A 16,350-nucleotide genomic window follows, 5' to 3' on the forward strand; every position below is an offset into this window, starting at 1 on the left:
TCCTTTTGGAGAAAGGACTTGGTGGCGTATTGAAAAGCCCGCATTATTAAAAAATAAAAACGTTAAAAATATTTTTAGACGAAACAAAGCAGGAGGAAAAACTAAAAACGGACATATTAAATGTAGATAAAATGGAAATTGAATATATAAATGAGTTAAAGAATGATGTAACTGAAGGATTAATGATACAAAACAATAAAAACCTCGGTTACAAAATAAGAATTGTATATAGAGGTGAAGGCTTATTTTATCATAACTTAATAACTAATAAGGCTTTTATTTGTGACATTCAAATAAGGGATAGTATTATTTTTGCAAAAAGTATAAAAAGATGGGATGATAAGACTCTAATTGCTAACAAAGAAGAAATATTAGAGCACATTAAGAATTATTTTCTTGATTATCAAAAAATTGTTCCGAAATTCATTTGATTTTAAACTTCTTCTTTCAAAACTCTGTAATATCTCCTGACTTTGAAGTATAATACCAAACGGGAGTTTAATTCCTTCTGAATATGATGCCTTAGGTAGAAGAATCAGTAAAACCACAGGCGAAAAAGTTAACCGTTTTTTATGGGATGGAAACGTTCTTTTGCATGAGTGGAATTTAGATAAAAACCAAAAACCGTCTCCTTACTTAAATGACTTGGGAGAGTTAATAAATGATGAAGCCGAACCTTTAAACAATCTAGTAACCTGGATTTATCAGCAAAGAACTTTTGTACCAAGTGCCAAGATACAAGGAGAAGAACGGTTCAGTATCATTTCTGATTACATTGGAAGACCTGTACAAGCTTACAATGAAAACGGCTCTTTACTCTGGCAAACCGATTACGATATTTACGGAAGATTGCGTAATTTGCAGGGCGATGAGCAGTTTGTTCCTTTCAGGCAATTAGGACAGTATGAAGATGTAGAATTAGAGGGACTTTATTATAATAGGTTTAGGTATTATAGTCCTGATACGGGGCTTTATCTAAGTCAGGACCCAATTAGGTTACTTGGGAATAATCCAACGTTTTATGCTTATGTTACTGACTCTAATAGCTATATTGACCCGTTTGGGTTAGATATGTATGTTATACTAGGAGAAGGACAAGATGCTGTAGAAAACTATGCAAAACAAATGAGGGAGTTATTTCCTGATTCTGAATTTAGGACAATAAGAAAAGATTGGAATAGTATAGTTAAAAACTCGGGAGCTAATAAAGAAGTTTTTGGTAGTGCAGAATGGGAATTGAAGGCAAATCAGGGAAATGCTGATTGGATAGTAGATAGACATAATGATGGTTATAAATTTATTGATATTGGAGAAGATGCAGCTCCACATAGAAGTTCTTTCTATAAAACAGAAAAGGCTACTCTTTCAAGTATAGGTGCTACCGTTTACAGAGGTAGTGGTAGACAAATAAACAAAGCTAGAGCTAATGCAAAGACAAGCAATAGACCAAAATCTAAAATAAATTGTGGATAAATTATGATTAGTATACTTTTACCTATTTTTAATGAAGAAAAGGCTAATGAATTCTATATTGAAATATTAGAGTTTACTCAAGAAAAATCTTGTATATTTCTGCCTAACAGTAACAATCAAGTTGAACTCCTGTATCAAAATATTCGAAATGAGCAGATAGAAAAATATTCATATTTACAAACTGATTTCGATAAATTCCCTTTATTCCGCTATGAAATAAAAAACAATTTCTTACAGTTCATTAAAAAACTAATTGATAATAACGTGATAATTCTAACAATGCTTTCCCATCCTGGGGGATATTTTGCTAGAATTCAGGATCCTTTTTTTAATACCCTTGAAGTGATTTGTGAAGAATTTGACAATGATGACCAAGATTCAATAAATCCAAACGAATGGGATTTTTATCAAAGGTTGTAATGGAATAGGCAATTAGGACAGTATGAAGATGTAGAATTAGAGGGACTTTATTATAATAGGTTTAGGTATTATGACAGTAATATAGGTCTGTATTTAAGTCAGGATCCGATTGGATTAAAATCAGGTGAGCCTAACTTTTATGCCTATGTATTTGATAGTAATAACTGGGTTGATATATTTGGATTAGTTGGTGAAGATATTGACTGGGGTAAATATCTTAAGGATCTGACCGGAACAGAGCCTCCTGTAGGAATGGAAAGACTTCATGCTAATCATATAGTTTTTAAAAATGGTCATGCTAATCAACAAGCAATTCTTGCTGAAAGTAAAGGGATATTAGAAAAACATGGAATAGATTGGCTAAAAGGAAGAGAAAATTTAGTTTGGGCACCTAATAAACATCATAGTAAAGAAGCTGCACAAAAAGTTCTTGATGCTCTTAAAGAAGCAGATAAAAAAGGAACAAAAGAAGCTATTGTTGAAGCTTTAAGAACAATGGGAGAAAAATTTGCTAACGGTACAATTTGTAATTAAATGAAAAACTTAAATTTAGATCAATTTCAAGAAATCCTAAAAATAGGAACTTTAAAAATTTTAAAAAATATTTTTGAAACTGTAGGAAAAGATAATATCAATGGATTTTGCTTATACTCAGATTCTGATGCATCAAGTATATCAGCTGCATATAATACAAAAGATTATCTAGTTAAAAAATGTAATGCTGATCCCGATGAAGATTTTGAATATTTTAAATGGTATCCCGCGGAATGGAAAGAAGAAGGTCTTCCTAGTGTTGAATTAGATGCATTAAGTAAAATGCTTTTCGAAATTTCAACATCGGATAATCTTTCTTTTGCAGAATATAGAAAAGAGATATTTTCAGCTATTTTAAATTCATTATTACAACTTAAAGAAGAAAATTTATTTTTAGATTTAAGAGATGATTTTATATTAGTTTTTTATGCTTCTGATTATTTTGTTGCTTCTGAAGAAATAGAATGGATTAAAAAATTAAATTCAACTGATAAATCAAATGAATTTGAAAACTGGAGAAACAAATCTCTATAAAGCCTAAACAGTAAATGTTTTGTGTTTACTCAAAGAGAAACAATAAAACCCGCAATTGCGGGTTTTATTGTTTTTATTGTTTGAAAAGCAACATAATTCTCTTAGTTGCCGTTCCCCATTGCTCATACATAACCAACTAATACTACATCTGAAAGTATAACAAACCATAATGAAAAGCTATAAGTATTGAGTATGATGCCTTAGGAAGAAGAATCAGTAAGACTACCGACGAAAACATTAAACGCTTTTTATGGGACGGAAATGTTCTTTTGCATGAATGGGATTTAGATAAAAAGCTAAAACCAAGTCCTTACTTAAATGACTTGGGAGAGTTAATAAATGATGAAGCAGAGCCAATACATAATCTTATAACGTGGGTTTACCAGGAAAGAACCTTTGTATCAAGTGCCAAGATACAGGGAGAAGAACGATTCAGCATCATTTCCGATTATATTGGAAGGCCGGTACAAGCTTACAATGAAAACGGCTCTTTAATCTGGCAAACAGAGTACGATATTTATGGCAAATTGCGTAATTTGCAGGGCGATGAAATGTTTGTTCCTTTTGGAGAAAGGACTTGGTGGCGTATTGAAAAGCCCGCATTATTAAAAAATAAAAACGTTAAAAATATTTTTAGACGAAACAAAGCAGGAGGAAAAACTAAAAACGGACATATTAAATGTAGATAAAATGGAAATTGAATATATAAATGAGTTAAAGAATGATGTAACTGAAGGATTAATGATACAAAACAATAAAAACCTCGGTTACAAAATAAGAATTGTATATAGAGGTGAAGGCTTATTTTATCATAACTTAATAACTAATAAGGCTTTTATTTGTGACATTCAAATAAGGGATAGTATTATTTTTGCAAAAAGTATAAAAAGATGGGATGATAAGACTCTAATTGCTAACAAAGAAGAAATATTAGAGCACATTAAGAATTATTTTCTTGATTATCAAAAAATTGTTCCGAAATTCATTTGATTTTAAACTTCTTCTTTCAAAACTCTGTAATATCTCCTGACTTTGAAGTATAATACCAAACGGGAGTTTAATTCCTTCTGAATATGATGCCTTAGGTAGAAGAATCAGTAAAACCACAGGCGAAAAAGTTAACCGTTTTTTATGGGATGGAAACGTTCTTTTGCATGAGTGGTATTATCAAAAAGGTGAAGAACCTAAAACCGCTGTTAATGATTTAGGAGAAGTCTTTTTAAGTAAAGAAGAAACTGTTACTAATTTAGTTACCTGGATTTATCAGGAAAATACCTTTGTACCAAATGCTAAGATACAAGGAGAAGAACGGTTCAGTATCATTTCAGATTATATTGGAAGACCCGTACAGGCGTACAATGAAAACGGTACATTAATGTGGGAAACGGAGTACGATATTTACGGAAGATTACGTAATTTGCATGGCGAAAGACAGTTTGTTCCTTTTAGACAATTAGGGCAATATGATGATGGTGAAACAGAACTTTATTATAATAGGTTCAGGTATTACGATTATACTATTGGGAATTATATCTCTCAAGACCCAATTGGTATTTTAGGAGGCAATGCATTTTATGGTTATGTTCATGATAGCAATTATTGGGTAGATATATTCGGATTATCTGAATTAGTATACCAACTACTTAATGATCAGGGCGAAGTCATTTATTATGGAATAACAGAAAGGACAGCATTAGTGAGAGGACAAGAGCATATAAATGGAACTAAAACTACTGACCCAAAAGTATTTTCAAAAATGGAAGTTTTAGCTGAAGGATTAAATCACGATCAAGCTAGAACAATGGAAGCTACTTTAATTAGAAGGAGATTAGCTGCAAGAAGTGCAGATTGGAGTGCAACTGATTCTATAGAAGACCGATTGAGAAAATCAGGCTTATTAAATAAAAATCGTGGTAGAGATATAGATGTACCAGGTAGAAAATTTACAGGAGATATACCTAAACTAGAGACACCTACAAATGTAGAAGGTTTAAAATTTAAATGTCCAGGATAAAATAATTTATTAAATATGAAATATTACAGTAGCTTGCCTGAAGGCAATGAAATGGCATCAATGGAACCGGTTAGATATTTTAATTTGGGAATTCAACAAATAAATGAAATAGTTGAATGGTTGAAAACAACTAATGAACCTGTTCAACCAATATTAGTTCATTTAGAAGTATTGCTAGTTTTATCAAAAAGATATCCGCAAAGTGCAGAAGACACATTATATAGAATTAATTTGAAAGAGATAAAAGTAGTATTTCTCGAATGGTTCGAAAGATGTGGTTCAAAAATTCCGGCTAAGTATAGGCAAGAAGTAAAAGAAAACGGAGAAAACATAATTAAAGAGTTAGAACAATATTGGGTGCCTTAAAAATAAATTAATGAATTCACAAAAAGATATTAACAACGTTATTGAGCCTTTTTTTTGGGTTGAACATTCTAATAGTTTTTCAGTTTGTTTAAATGTTGGTTATTATAAACAAGAACTTTTTGAGAAAAGAGAAGAAGAGGGCTTTGACGGAAATGGATATGATTGGGCTTCTCTTGCAAAAGTTTTTTTAGAGGAACAGAAACCTGAATTCATTGATGTGATTAAATTCGACCCTGAAGGCAGTATGTTTTGTGCTTATTCTTCCAATAAAGAAGCTTTACAGGATTTTATTATCGCTTTTAAAAATGCTTGTGAAAATAAAACATTCATTGAAGATTTATTCTCAAGAGCAATATTAGATTAGTAACTAAGATAAATAATTATTAAGGCTGTCTGAGAATAATTTTCAGGCAGCTTTTTTTAGTAAGATTTATTCGTAGGGTATTATTAAAAACAAATCGTTCTAATCAGGATACAAATATTTTCTATTCATTTATAGAAACTCTATTGCTTAATTTGCGAGGCGAAAGACAGTTTGTTTCTATAACCCTGATGAAACTTTGCAATAGCATTGCATTTTATCTTTTCTGAGATTTGCTGAAAAAAAGTATGACAAATCTTATTCCTTTTATCCTGCTCCTTTATTTTATTCTTTATTTTGGCATTGCCTTTGTGGCCAAAAGTCTTATTGTAGCCAAACGCATTGGCAAAAATCCCCTTGTATTACCGAAAGACAACAGTGCTTACGGATTGGTAGGCCGTTATTTCAAAATGATGCTCATCGCATTATTCCTTTATATTCTGGTATTTGCATTTATTCCTTCAATTTATACTTATTTCTTACCCTTCCCAGAACTGGAAACTATGTATTTCAAATTTGCCGGTATTACACTCTTAGTAATTTCTTTTATTTTGACAGTCATCGCCCAGTCCCACATGAAGAACTCCTGGCGTATCGGGATTGATGAAGAAACCAAAACAGAGTTGATTACATCAGGGCTTTTTTCCTACTCCCGTAATCCGATATTTCTCGGTATGATCATCAGTTTACTCGGTTTGTTCTTAACCACACCGAATGTATTGACTCTCATATTTTTAATCATAGGATACACACTCATCCAAATTCAGATTGTGTTTGAAGAAGATTTCCTCACAAGTCTGCACGGACAAAACTATATTGACTACAAGCAAAAGGTAAGACGCTACTTTTAAGTTGGTTCCCTCCTATTACTAAGAGTAAATTCAAATCTTACATTACATATATCAGAAAAAAAAACATTTTCCTGAATTAAAAAAATCAGTGTTCATGAACGTCCAGAGCCTTAATCTGGGCTTCATAAGCAGAAGGCAACAATGCTTTTTTCAATAGCCAGTCCATTTTGATGAACCGGCTGATTTTATACAATGGAATTATTGGAGAAAGCCATGAAAATTTTCCCCGCTTCAATAATACACCCACCCGGACAGGCACAACCAGTTTCTGTGCTTCCACCAGAATACCATAACGTATATAACCCAAATGTTTTCTGTACTGTTTGAATAAATCGGCAGTGTATTCACTTTTTTGGAGATTCTCCTTTAAATGAGATTCCCTTACAGGCAGCCAATCGTTATAGGTTGTTGGTAATTCGTTCAGTCCCATCCGGAAACCCACTCTGTAAAAAACATCGTAAACTTCCTCTTTTTCGGCATCACTTAATTTTCGCTCCAACAGTTCATACGATGCAATCGAATAATGGATTAGCATAAACAACACATCCCTGTAAGCCCAGTCCGGAATGGAAAATCCTCTATTCTTTTCAACAGTACCATGAATCATGCGGAGTATGTCGATTGACCGATGTGCCTCATCTGCCGGTGCAAAAACAATTTTTCTGGCATAAGTCACTGTTGAAAAAAGTCTTCCTAAAGGATCTGAAGGCAGTTTACCCGTAAAGTACAGCCAGTCAACTGCCTTGTTAAGAGCAAATTCGGCAGAAGCTCCTCCAAAGATAAAAAGAACCGTATCACTCTTCCCCCATATTTCCCTTACTACTGAGTTTTCCCTTACAAAATGTTCCATCCCTTTTAAAATTATTCTGTTTAAATTATAAATATTTATAAATAAAAGTACTTTGTATTTCAAAGTTAATTATATTTGCTGAATAATAAAGCATTCGATTCACAATTATCAATTAAAAAAAGTAACATTATGAAAAACAAAAGATTAAGAGGTATCATGATTACGGTTGGAATACTGTTGCTGATTCCTTTAATTGCCATGCAATTTACCAATGAAGTGAAATGGACTTTATCTGATTTTATCGGCGCAGCCATTTTATTGGGAGGAACCGGCCTGACATGTGAATTTATCCTGAGAACAGTCAAGAAAAAAGAACACCGTTTACTCCTTTGCGGGATTGTACTCATCCTGCTTGTTTTGGTTTGGATGGAACTGGCCGTGGGTATCTTCGGAACTCCTTTTGCCGGATCGTAAACAGTAATAAATAAACATTTAAAGCTAAATCATAATTGGTTTAGCTTTTTTTGTTGTCAAAAATTGGCACAGAAGATTACAACCAATCGACTTTTTAGCCAAAGGAACATACATTCAATACAAATCAAATTCTTTCAACTTACCAATATTAGCTACAATTTTTATCCTAGATTTGTTAAACAAATAATCAAAAAATGCCAGCAACAGAACTTCCTCTGAGCCTTACTGAAATCAATAACACCTTTTTTTCCCCCTTAAACCTCGAATTAACCGAAATTAAAGAAGAAAAAGAAAGCAGGGAATATTCGGCTTATACTTTCCGGATAAATAAATGTAGCATAGTGTACCGAAATGCAAAAATTACACCTACGAAAGCGGGACAGTTTGTGACCATCTGGAAACGGAATGTCGAAGGAATTACCCAACCGTATGAAAATAAAGATGCTTTTGATTTTATGATTATAGAAACCAGACTGGAATCAAAATCAGGTATATTTGTATTTCCGAAAGAAATTCTTTTACAAAAAGACATAATTCTGGGTGGTTCCAATAAAGGAAAAAGAGGAATGCGGATATATCCTTCTTGGGATAATGTTACAAATAAACAGGCAGAGAAAACCCAAAAATGGCAATTGGACTATTTTCTGGAAACCACAACAACAAAAACTTTTGACACGGAAAAAGCCAGAAAACTATTTTCACTTACCCTTCAATAATTTTCTTCATTTACACAGGCATCAAAAGCTAAGATTTGTACATTTGAAAATGTAAGAATAATCCACAATTACATCTATGAAAAAAATCGTAAAACTGACTATACTTTTGCTTAGTATTTGTGCATCAGGCCAGATTGACAAAAACTACGAAAAGAAATTAAACAAATTAATCGAGAAAAGGAAATACTGGGACGAAGAGAGCCGTAAGAGCAGTGATTTAGAAGTATACGATTCATTGGATAAATACAATACCGAATTTGAAAAGCTACTTTTAAAAGTAACCGAATCGCTTCCTGAAAGTATCAAATCCGATTTCAAAACACTAAAAAAGAACGGTATCAATATCCTGACTTCCAAAGACGGAAACTTCAGGATTTATACCTGGAATACCTTAGGTGGTGGTACCATGCAGTTCTATCGGAATATATTTCAGTATAAAACCGATGGAAAAGTATACTCCAAAGCAAATAAATTAGATTCTGATGAAAGCGGATGTAATTTTTATGAATTAAACCAAGTCACCAGTAAAGGCAAAACATTTTACATTACATCCAGTATAGCTGTTTTCAGCAGTTCCAATTATTATTTTGAAGCCAAGGTTTTTGCCTTCGATAAAAACAAACTCAATACCAAAGCCAAACTCATCAAAACGAAAAGTGGCATTAAAAACACTCTGGGATACGAAATAGATCTTTCGGGCACATCAAATGAAAACCAAAGAGAAGATATAAGGGATTACATGAATATGGAATACGACACTAAAACGAATACCATTATTATCCCTTTATTAAAAGAAGATGGCCGAATTACCACAAAAAAAATAAAGTATCAGTTCAAAGGAGAATACTTTGAAAAAATATAAAACCAACTCTCAATAATACATATTCTAAAACCAAAATGTCAACTTATTTTATTATTCCCGGATTGGGGAATTCAGGACCGGAGCACTGGCAGACTTTTTTTGAGCAATCAGGAGATAATTTTAAACGCATTCAACAAAATGATTGGGATTCTCCAAAATGCGATGATTGGGTCGAAACTATTGAAAAAACGCTTAGTACTTACGATCTTTCGGATGTTGTATTAATTGGTCACAGTCTGGGTTGTTCAACCATTGCGCACTGGGCTGCAAAATACGGGAAACAAATCAAAGGTGCATTACTGGTTGCCCCAAGTGATTTGGAAGCACCACAATATACTTTCCCTGCTACAGGATTTACTCCTATTCCGCTTGATAAACTAAATTTTAAAACGATTGTGGTTGCCAGTGCTGATGATGTTTGGGTATCATTAGAACGAGCAAAGTTCTTTGCCGAAAATTGGGGCAGTGAATTTATAAACATTGGAGATGCCGGTCATATCAACGCAGCGAGTGGTCATACTAACTGGACCGAAGGTCTTGAGCTATTGAAAAAGTTCTAAAGAAATTCTCATACTTCAAAAACATAAAAAAAGACCGTTTTTTCCCGGTCTTTTTTGTTCTTTAATCTTGATCATCCATAAATTCCAAAATATCACCCGGTTGGCAATTCAATACTTTACAGATTGCTTCGAGCGTACTGAAACGGACCGCTTTAGCCTTGCCGGTTTTCAATATAGAGAGGTTCGACAAAGTCAAATCAACCTTTTCTGAAAGTTCATTCAATGACATTTTTCTTTTTGCCATCATGACATCTAAGTTTACAATTATCGGCATATCTTATACTGTTAAGTCGTTTTCTTGCTGTATCTCAATACCTCTTTTAAAAACATAAGCGATAACCAATAAAATGACTCCCATAAACAACCATACATCGGCTCCGTCCAATTTCAGATACTGGGTATCCGGAAAAATAACACTTTGTTTTTGAAGCCATTCAACATAGCCACTTCCCCATTTTGAGAATATTCCAATTCCAATTGACAAACTGGCCACTTTTATTATAAATTTCCGTACCAATTCAGTAAAAGGCTGTACAATAGTCAGTTCTTTATTAAGAAGAATTTTTATAATCAAATAAAACATAATTGCTTTCATTATGGCAACCACAACCATAAAGAATGTAACAACTAAAAAGTAACCTTTATCAAATTGATACACGCTTGATAAATCCAAATAATTCCAAAAATACTTTGCCCCGATTGGCTTAAAAAAAGAGAAAGCCGTATTGAACAAAATGCCTCCAACTTCAATACAAAGTCCAATGAAGATTATCCATGAAAGTACTGTTAATACTTTCAGCATTGATTTTGTGCCAATTTTTATTTCCATAGTTTCATTATTTTTAAATTAACAAATCAAATATAAATAAAAATTTATTGTTTATCAATAAATTTTTATTTAGCAACTTAAAATCAATCATAACAGAGAATATCTTATACTTCTATATTGATTAAGCTATCCAATACTACTTTTTTTAGTATTTTAGCTACAAAATTTAATTGCAAAATGAACAAACCTTTAAAATAATGAATACAATTGCGAAGTACAGAAGAGTTGAAAAACCCATAAAAGGGGAATATCCTGAATATTCTGAGATTTACATGAGCCTGCTTCAGGACGATGGTATGATACTCCAACATATGGAAGACAACTTAACTAAAATAAAATCCCTGATTTACAGCTTACCCGAAGAAAAATTATACCATCGCTATGCAGATGGTAAATGGACTATCAAGGAAATTCTGCTACACATTATAGATGATGAGCGTATTTTTTCATACCGTGCCATACGTTACGGAAGAAACGACAACACTTCCTTACATGGTTTTGAACAGGAGGATTATGCTAAATATTCCTATGCCAATGAAAGAAGTCTGGACAGCATTTTTGAAGAGTATGAAGCAGTACGGAAATCAACTCTCTCTTTGTTCCAAAACCTGCCTGAAGATGCTTTCATGAGAAGCGGAGGCGGAATTGCCGATGACGGAAGCACTATTAATGTCCGAACGGTAAGAGGACTCGCTTATCATATTGCCGGACATGAATTGCGCCACATTAAAATTATCAAAGAAAGATACTTAGACTTATCAACAGAAAACGGAATATTGTAAATTCAACTCAAATCATTTTCTATAAAAATATGACCAAAACAGAAAAAATCAAGCAAGCCGTTATAGGTTTTGTGAAAGGTGGCGACACTAGTGATACCCAATTATTAAATGCCGTGTTACACAAAGATTTCAGGGTAACGAGCAACAACTTTTTAGGAGAACCCGGAGTTGCCATATTAGACAAAGCCGGGTATCTTAACAATATCGAAAAAGGAATTTTTGGTGGTCTGCCACGTAAAATGGAAATAGAATTAATAGACGAAAGTAAAACCATTGCCATGGTTAAAATCCGTTTGGAAAGTGCTGAAAATAATTTTGTTTCTTATAATTCTTTGGTTTTAGACACTGACAACGAATGGAAGCTGATCAACAACCATGTTGTGGTTGAAGCAAAGAAAGTATAATTCCAGATTTTAAAAACAAACCCCATCAATTGATGGGGTTTTATATTATAATCCTGCAACCAGATAATTGTAAACCAATCGTTTCTGATCTTCGGTAAGCTTAGCTTTTGGTGCCATATAGTACATAGTTTGCTCCCATCCATCCTTGTCATGTTTACTTGCCGCAAATAATTTATGACAGTTTCCGCATTTGTTTTCATATAATGCTTTTCCTTCTGCCAATTCAGGAGTCATCGTAACTTCCTTAGTTCCTTCAGCCAAGACCGCTTTTACCGGCTCTGTCTTTTTTACTGGTTCGTCTGCAATAACTTCTTTTGGTGCCGGTGGCGTCACAACTTTTGGTGCACAGGCATATAAAATGATTCCGATAACTGCCAATGCAGTCCATTTCGATTTTTTCATGATAAACTATTTGGTTGGCCGTAAAAATAAAAAATCCTGATTCAAATGAACCAGGATTTCGTTATTTTTTTGACTGACGCAAAATTATTTCACATCCATCAATTCAACATCAAATACTAAAGTTGCGTTTGGCGGAATAACTCCTCCTGCACCTCTGTCTCCGTATCCTAAATAAGCCGGAATTACAAAACGGGCTTTGTCACCCACTTGTAATAAAGCGATTCCTTCGTCCCAGCCTTCGATCACATTACCTCTTCCTAATGGGAATTCGATTGGTTTTTTTCTGGCGTAAGAACTGTCGAATTTCTTTCCGTTTTCTAAAGATCCTTCGTAATGAACCGATACTGTTTTACCAGCTTCAGCTTTCTTACCGTTTCCTTTTTGGATGATTTTATAACGTAATCCACTTTCTGTTTTTTCGAAACCGGCTGCTAATTTTTCCATTGCTTCTTCAGCCTGACGTTTTGCTTCTTCAATTCTTTTCAAACGTGAACCTTCAAACGTACGGAAAGCTTCAACTGCATTCCAGTTTTCTGCTTCTGCCCCCACTCTGATGATTTCAATGCTTTCCAAAGTATCACCTTGTGCAACTGCATCAACCACATCCTGACCTTCAACCACATGTCCGAAAACTGAATGTTTCCCGTCTAACCAAGGCGTAGCTACGTGTGTAATGAAAAATTGTGAACCGTTAGTACCGGGACCTGCATTAGCCATCGATAAAACGCCCGGCTTGTCGTGCTTCAATGATGGGTGGAATTCGTCATCGAATTTATATCCTGCATCTCCGGTTCCAGTTCCTAAAGGACATCCTCCCTGAATCATGAAATCAGGAATAACACGGTGAAATTTCAATCCGTCATAATATTTATTTCCTTGTGGCTTTACTGAATTCTCTAAATTCCCTTCTGCTAAACCAACAAAGTTCCCTACCGTACCAGGTGTTAAATCATGAGTTAATTTTACTAAAATCGACCCTTTTGAAGTATTAAATTTTGCGTAAATACCGTCTTGCATCGTAATTATAATTAAATTTGAGAGACAAAATTACGATTTTATATTCAAATGGAGATTAAAATAATCGGATACAATCCACAATACAAAAACGACTTCATCAGATTAAACAAAGCGTGGCTGGAAGAATACTTTTATGTGGAACCCCACGACCTGGAAACCTTCAATAATATTGAAAATGATATTATAGCAAAAGAAGGCGAAATCTTCTTCTGTCTTGCAGACAATGAAATTGCCGGAACAGTTGCCATGATAAAAGTTGACGGAAAAACATATGAATTGGCCAAAATGGCCGTTGATAAAAAATTTCAGGGAATGAAATTAAGCAATTTGTTGATGGAAACGTCCATAGAATTTGCGAAACAGCACAATGCAACGAAAATATTTTTAGTTTCAAACAGAATCTTAAAACCTGCACTAAATTTATATTCAAAATACAACTTTGTTGAAGTACCAATGGATGAGACTGATTATGACAGAGCCGACATCCAAATGGAATTAACCCTATAATTATGAAAGCCGAAGATTATATTGAAATCAATAAAAAAACATGGAACAATAAAACCGAAGTCCATGTAAATTCAGAGTTTTACGACAATGAAAGCTTTTTAAACGGAAAATCATCGCTTAAAGACATCGAATTAAACCTCCTTGGTGATATTTCCGGAAAAAAAATATTGCATTTACAGTGCCATTTTGGTCAGGATACGATCAGTTTTGCCCGAATGGGAGCAAAAGCTACCGGAATTGATTTAGCTGACAAAGCCATTGAAAAAGCAAAAGAATTCAATGAACAATTGGGACTCGATGCAACGTTCATTTGTTGTGATTTGTATGACTTACCGAATCATCTGGATGAAAAATTTGATATTGTGTTTACAAGCTATGGTACTATTGGCTGGCTACCCGACCTAAACAAATGGGCTAATGTAGTTTCCTACTTTTTAAAACCAGGAGGAAAATTTGTCTTTGTGGAATTCCATCCCGTAGTTTGGATGTTTGATTATGATTTTAAAGAAATTGAATTCAATTATTTTAATTCTGGTGCCATCATAGAAGAATTTTCTGGCACTTATGCCGATAAAGATGCACCAATCGAAACGAATTCGGTGACTTGGAATCATCCTACATCAGAGGTTTTAAATTCACTGATCAACAACGGATTAGAAATAAAATCTTTTGACGAGTATAATTATTCGCCTTATAATTGTTTTAATCAAACCGAAGAATTTGAACCCGGGAAATTCAGAATCAAACATTTACAAAATAAAATCCCAATGGTATTTGCATTGGAAGCAACTAAAAAATAAAAACATGGCCAGTATTTTCAACCCTAATGACAATCAGGATCTGATTAACCGCATTAACCAATTATCACCAGAGTCAAAACCGCAATGGGGAAAAATGACAGTTGACCAAATGATGTCACATTGCATAGCACCAATCGATATCGCGTTTGGTAACCTTCATCTAAAAGTTAATTTCTTTTTCAGCCTTTTGGGGAAAATGATCAAAAATAAACTCATCAAGGAGCCTGAATTAAAGAAAAACAGTCCAACGGCACCCGATTTTATACGCAAAGGAACGTATGATTTTGACAAGACTAAATTAGAATTGATTGAAAAAGTACAAATGTTCAAAGACGGCACACAGGTAATTAAAACTGACAGACATCCTTTATTCGGAAAGATGAGTTCAGAAGAATGGGATAACCTTCAGTGGAAACACCTGGACCATCATTTAAGACAATTCGGAGTTTAAGTTTATCGGGTCGATTTAGAATATTCCTCCATATTTAAATCATTATCAAACGGACTTTTTGTAAAAGGGTAAACCGCTTGTTTGACGTATCCTTTAGGAAAATCAACCTCAAGCAAACCGGTGTCTTCCGGCCAAACATTATCCGGCAAGTAATATGTTCCGAATAATCTATCAATAAACGGGAAAATCGTTGCAAAGTTTTTCCCGTAATATTCTGAATCCTTGCAATGATGCCAATGATGGTATTGCGGCGTGGCAAAAATATATTTTAATACACCGAAATTAATCCGGGTATTGGAATGGATAAGAACCGCATGGATAGCCATAAATATCACATAAATATTGAATGTAATTGTGGAGAATCCCAATACGTAAAGCGGAACGAAAGCCATTGATCTGGTAACAAAAATATCAACAAAATGAGTTCTCGAACCTGCCAGCCAATCCATGTTTTCGGTCGAATGGTGAATCGAATGAAATCGCCACAAAAAAGTATGTCTATGAAAAATACGGTGCGTCCAATATTGAAATAAATCGGAAATAAAAAAGGCGAAAAACAATTGTATCAAAACCGGCTGATCCTGAACAAAATTTTGAATTCCTTCCAATCCCATCCATCCGAAAAATAATTTTGCAGGTTGTTGGGTGATCACTCCAAAAAATTGCACCAACAAGTGGCTCACTACGAAGTAAACCAAATCAGTCTTCCATTCTTCGTGAAAAGTAGGTTGGTTTTTACGTTTCGGAAATACGATTTCAATCGGAACAAATATAATGGCCATCAAAAATAAATCTAAAATCAGCCAATCCAGACCTAAATGGACTTTGGTTATATTTACACTTCTGGGACTAACATCAAAACCACCCAATACAATAGCCAAAACACAAAATGCCATTCCGTACAAAGCCCATTTTTTCTTGCTGCTTCTGATAAAACTTATTACACCAAAAAAAAGAGAAGCTATAATTACTGCTGTTAACAGTATTTTCATCGATTCACCGGTATAAACATTCCGGAACTCAGGTGTCGTAAGCCATTCGGGATATTTAAAACAAAAAACACCCAAAAAAGAAAGTATACCCAAAAAAACAGAGGTATATCCACTTATAATTCCCTCTCCAAACTTCACATTGTCCTTAATATTCATAGATCTGTACAACCGTTTTAACTTTAATTTTCCCAAATTTAGTTTTTTATATTGG

The 16,350-nt window shown here is 33.9% G+C and carries 26 protein-coding genes and 1 pseudogene; 21 read left to right on the forward strand and 6 right to left on the reverse strand.

Annotation, left to right across the window (positions count from 1 at the left end; all coding sequences use genetic code 11):
* Positions 1–131: 131 nt before the first annotated feature.
* From NAT51_RS18510 to NAT51_RS18565, 12 genes and pseudogenes are all read left to right on the forward strand, one after another.
* On the forward strand, positions 132–431 hold the full coding sequence (locus NAT51_RS18510) for a hypothetical protein (protein WP_250601382.1): 300 nt from the start codon (positions 132–134) through the stop codon (positions 429–431).
* Positions 432–591: 160 nt separating this feature from the next.
* Positions 592–1,473: an RHS repeat domain-containing protein gene (locus tag NAT51_RS19715; RefSeq protein WP_317245762.1), complete on the forward strand. Its 882-nt coding sequence runs from the start codon at positions 592–594 to the stop codon at positions 1,471–1,473.
* 3 nt (positions 1,474–1,476) lie between these two features.
* A complete protein-coding gene (locus tag NAT51_RS18520) occupies positions 1,477–1,893 on the forward strand; it encodes a hypothetical protein (protein WP_250601384.1) in 417 nt (138 codons plus the stop codon).
* A gap of 27 nt (positions 1,894–1,920) precedes the next feature.
* A pseudogene (locus NAT51_RS19720) lies at positions 1,921–2,067 on the forward strand (RHS repeat-associated core domain-containing protein); the annotation flags it as partial.
* 78 nt (positions 2,068–2,145) lie between these two features.
* Entirely contained in the window at positions 2,146–2,427 is a 282-nt protein-coding gene (locus tag NAT51_RS18530) for an AHH domain-containing protein (RefSeq protein ID WP_250601386.1), read from the forward strand.
* Positions 2,428–2,961 (forward strand): DUF4303 domain-containing protein, encoded by a 534-nt coding sequence (locus NAT51_RS18535; protein WP_250601388.1) that lies wholly within the window; start codon positions 2,428–2,430, stop codon positions 2,959–2,961. It begins immediately after the preceding gene.
* Between the two features lie 269 nt (positions 2,962–3,230).
* Positions 3,231–3,650, forward strand: a complete 420-nt coding sequence (locus NAT51_RS18540; RefSeq protein ID WP_250601390.1) for a hypothetical protein — start codon at positions 3,231–3,233, stop codon at positions 3,648–3,650.
* A gap of 1 nt (position 3,651) precedes the next feature.
* Positions 3,652–3,951, forward strand: coding sequence for a hypothetical protein (locus NAT51_RS18545; protein WP_250601382.1), 300 nt, complete (start codon positions 3,652–3,654; stop codon positions 3,949–3,951).
* Between the two features lie 160 nt (positions 3,952–4,111).
* A complete protein-coding gene (locus NAT51_RS19770; RefSeq protein WP_317245764.1) occupies positions 4,112–4,975 on the forward strand; it encodes an RHS repeat domain-containing protein in 864 nt (287 codons plus the stop codon).
* Between the two features lie 15 nt (positions 4,976–4,990).
* Positions 4,991–5,341: a hypothetical protein gene (locus tag NAT51_RS18555; protein ID WP_250601392.1), complete on the forward strand. Its 351-nt coding sequence runs from the start codon at positions 4,991–4,993 to the stop codon at positions 5,339–5,341.
* Positions 5,342–5,351: 10 nt separating this feature from the next.
* Positions 5,352–5,705 (forward strand): immunity 51 family protein, encoded by a 354-nt coding sequence (locus NAT51_RS18560; protein WP_250601394.1) that lies wholly within the window; start codon positions 5,352–5,354, stop codon positions 5,703–5,705.
* A 245-nt stretch (positions 5,706–5,950) separates the two neighbouring features.
* Positions 5,951–6,553, forward strand: coding sequence for a methyltransferase family protein (locus NAT51_RS18565; RefSeq protein ID WP_250601396.1), 603 nt, complete (start codon positions 5,951–5,953; stop codon positions 6,551–6,553).
* An 85-nt stretch (positions 6,554–6,638) separates the two neighbouring features.
* Here the strand turns inward: NAT51_RS18565 and NAT51_RS18570 are convergent, their stop codons facing one another.
* A complete protein-coding gene (locus NAT51_RS18570; RefSeq protein ID WP_250601398.1) occupies positions 6,639–7,403 on the reverse strand; it encodes an oxygenase MpaB family protein in 765 nt (254 codons plus the stop codon).
* A gap of 129 nt (positions 7,404–7,532) precedes the next feature.
* Between NAT51_RS18570 and NAT51_RS18575 the strand changes: the two genes are divergently transcribed.
* The 4 genes from NAT51_RS18575 (at position 7,533) to NAT51_RS18590 (ending at position 9,955) form a co-directional block, all read left to right on the forward strand.
* Complete coding sequence (locus NAT51_RS18575; RefSeq protein ID WP_250601400.1) at positions 7,533–7,817, forward strand: hypothetical protein; 285 nt, start codon at positions 7,533–7,535, stop codon at positions 7,815–7,817.
* Positions 7,818–8,011: 194 nt separating this feature from the next.
* Positions 8,012–8,533 carry a MepB family protein gene (locus NAT51_RS18580; RefSeq protein ID WP_250601402.1) on the forward strand — a complete coding sequence of 174 codons (522 nt, stop codon included), beginning with the start codon at positions 8,012–8,014 and terminating at the stop codon, positions 8,531–8,533.
* A gap of 76 nt (positions 8,534–8,609) precedes the next feature.
* Positions 8,610–9,395, forward strand: a complete 786-nt coding sequence (locus NAT51_RS18585) for a hypothetical protein (protein ID WP_250601404.1) — start codon at positions 8,610–8,612, stop codon at positions 9,393–9,395.
* Between the two features lie 35 nt (positions 9,396–9,430).
* Positions 9,431–9,955 carry an RBBP9/YdeN family alpha/beta hydrolase gene (locus NAT51_RS18590; RefSeq protein WP_250601406.1) on the forward strand — a complete coding sequence of 175 codons (525 nt, stop codon included), beginning with the start codon at positions 9,431–9,433 and terminating at the stop codon, positions 9,953–9,955.
* 61 nt (positions 9,956–10,016) lie between these two features.
* Here the strand turns inward: NAT51_RS18590 and NAT51_RS18595 are convergent, their stop codons facing one another.
* Together NAT51_RS18595 and NAT51_RS18600 are read right to left on the reverse strand one after the other, a co-directional pair.
* Positions 10,017–10,229, reverse strand: coding sequence for a helix-turn-helix domain-containing protein (locus NAT51_RS18595; protein WP_250601408.1), 213 nt, complete (start codon positions 10,227–10,229; stop codon positions 10,017–10,019).
* A 3-nt stretch (positions 10,230–10,232) separates the two neighbouring features.
* Positions 10,233–10,784, reverse strand: coding sequence for a DUF2975 domain-containing protein (locus tag NAT51_RS18600; protein ID WP_250601410.1), 552 nt, complete (start codon positions 10,782–10,784; stop codon positions 10,233–10,235).
* A 197-nt stretch (positions 10,785–10,981) separates the two neighbouring features.
* Here NAT51_RS18600 and NAT51_RS18605 point away from each other — a divergent pair, with 197 nt between their 5' ends.
* Together NAT51_RS18605 and NAT51_RS18610 are read left to right on the forward strand one after the other, a co-directional pair.
* Entirely contained in the window at positions 10,982–11,566 is a 585-nt protein-coding gene (locus tag NAT51_RS18605) for a DinB family protein (protein WP_250601412.1), read from the forward strand.
* Between the two features lie 29 nt (positions 11,567–11,595).
* Positions 11,596–11,970: a nuclear transport factor 2 family protein gene (locus NAT51_RS18610; protein WP_250601414.1), complete on the forward strand. Its 375-nt coding sequence runs from the start codon at positions 11,596–11,598 to the stop codon at positions 11,968–11,970.
* A gap of 45 nt (positions 11,971–12,015) precedes the next feature.
* Here the strand turns inward: NAT51_RS18610 and NAT51_RS18615 are convergent, their stop codons facing one another.
* Together NAT51_RS18615 and NAT51_RS18620 are read right to left on the reverse strand one after the other, a co-directional pair.
* On the reverse strand, positions 12,016–12,372 hold the full coding sequence (locus NAT51_RS18615; protein WP_250601416.1) for a c-type cytochrome: 357 nt from the start codon (positions 12,370–12,372) through the stop codon (positions 12,016–12,018).
* A gap of 84 nt (positions 12,373–12,456) precedes the next feature.
* Complete coding sequence (locus NAT51_RS18620) at positions 12,457–13,389, reverse strand: peptidylprolyl isomerase (RefSeq protein ID WP_250601418.1); 933 nt, start codon at positions 13,387–13,389, stop codon at positions 12,457–12,459.
* A gap of 48 nt (positions 13,390–13,437) precedes the next feature.
* Here NAT51_RS18620 and NAT51_RS18625 point away from each other — a divergent pair, with 48 nt between their 5' ends.
* From NAT51_RS18625 to NAT51_RS18635, 3 genes are read left to right on the forward strand one after another with little or no spacing between them, the layout of a single operon-like run.
* A complete protein-coding gene (locus NAT51_RS18625; protein WP_250601420.1) occupies positions 13,438–13,896 on the forward strand; it encodes a GNAT family N-acetyltransferase in 459 nt (152 codons plus the stop codon).
* A 2-nt stretch (positions 13,897–13,898) separates the two neighbouring features.
* Positions 13,899–14,696, forward strand: coding sequence for a class I SAM-dependent methyltransferase (locus tag NAT51_RS18630; RefSeq protein WP_250601421.1), 798 nt, complete (start codon positions 13,899–13,901; stop codon positions 14,694–14,696).
* A gap of 4 nt (positions 14,697–14,700) precedes the next feature.
* Positions 14,701–15,147 (forward strand): DUF1569 domain-containing protein, encoded by a 447-nt coding sequence (locus tag NAT51_RS18635; protein WP_250601423.1) that lies wholly within the window; start codon positions 14,701–14,703, stop codon positions 15,145–15,147.
* Between the two features lie 2 nt (positions 15,148–15,149).
* Here the strand turns inward: NAT51_RS18635 and NAT51_RS18640 are convergent, their stop codons facing one another.
* The gene (locus tag NAT51_RS18640) at positions 15,150–16,295 is read right to left on the reverse strand and encodes a sterol desaturase family protein (RefSeq protein ID WP_250601425.1); all 1,146 of its coding nucleotides are present in this window, start codon (positions 16,293–16,295) and stop codon (positions 15,150–15,152) included.
* Positions 16,296–16,350: the final 55 nt, after the last annotated feature.

It is taken from the genome of Flavobacterium amniphilum (genome assembly GCF_023634845.1).
Taxonomy (GTDB): domain Bacteria; phylum Bacteroidota; class Bacteroidia; order Flavobacteriales; family Flavobacteriaceae; genus Flavobacterium; species Flavobacterium amniphilum.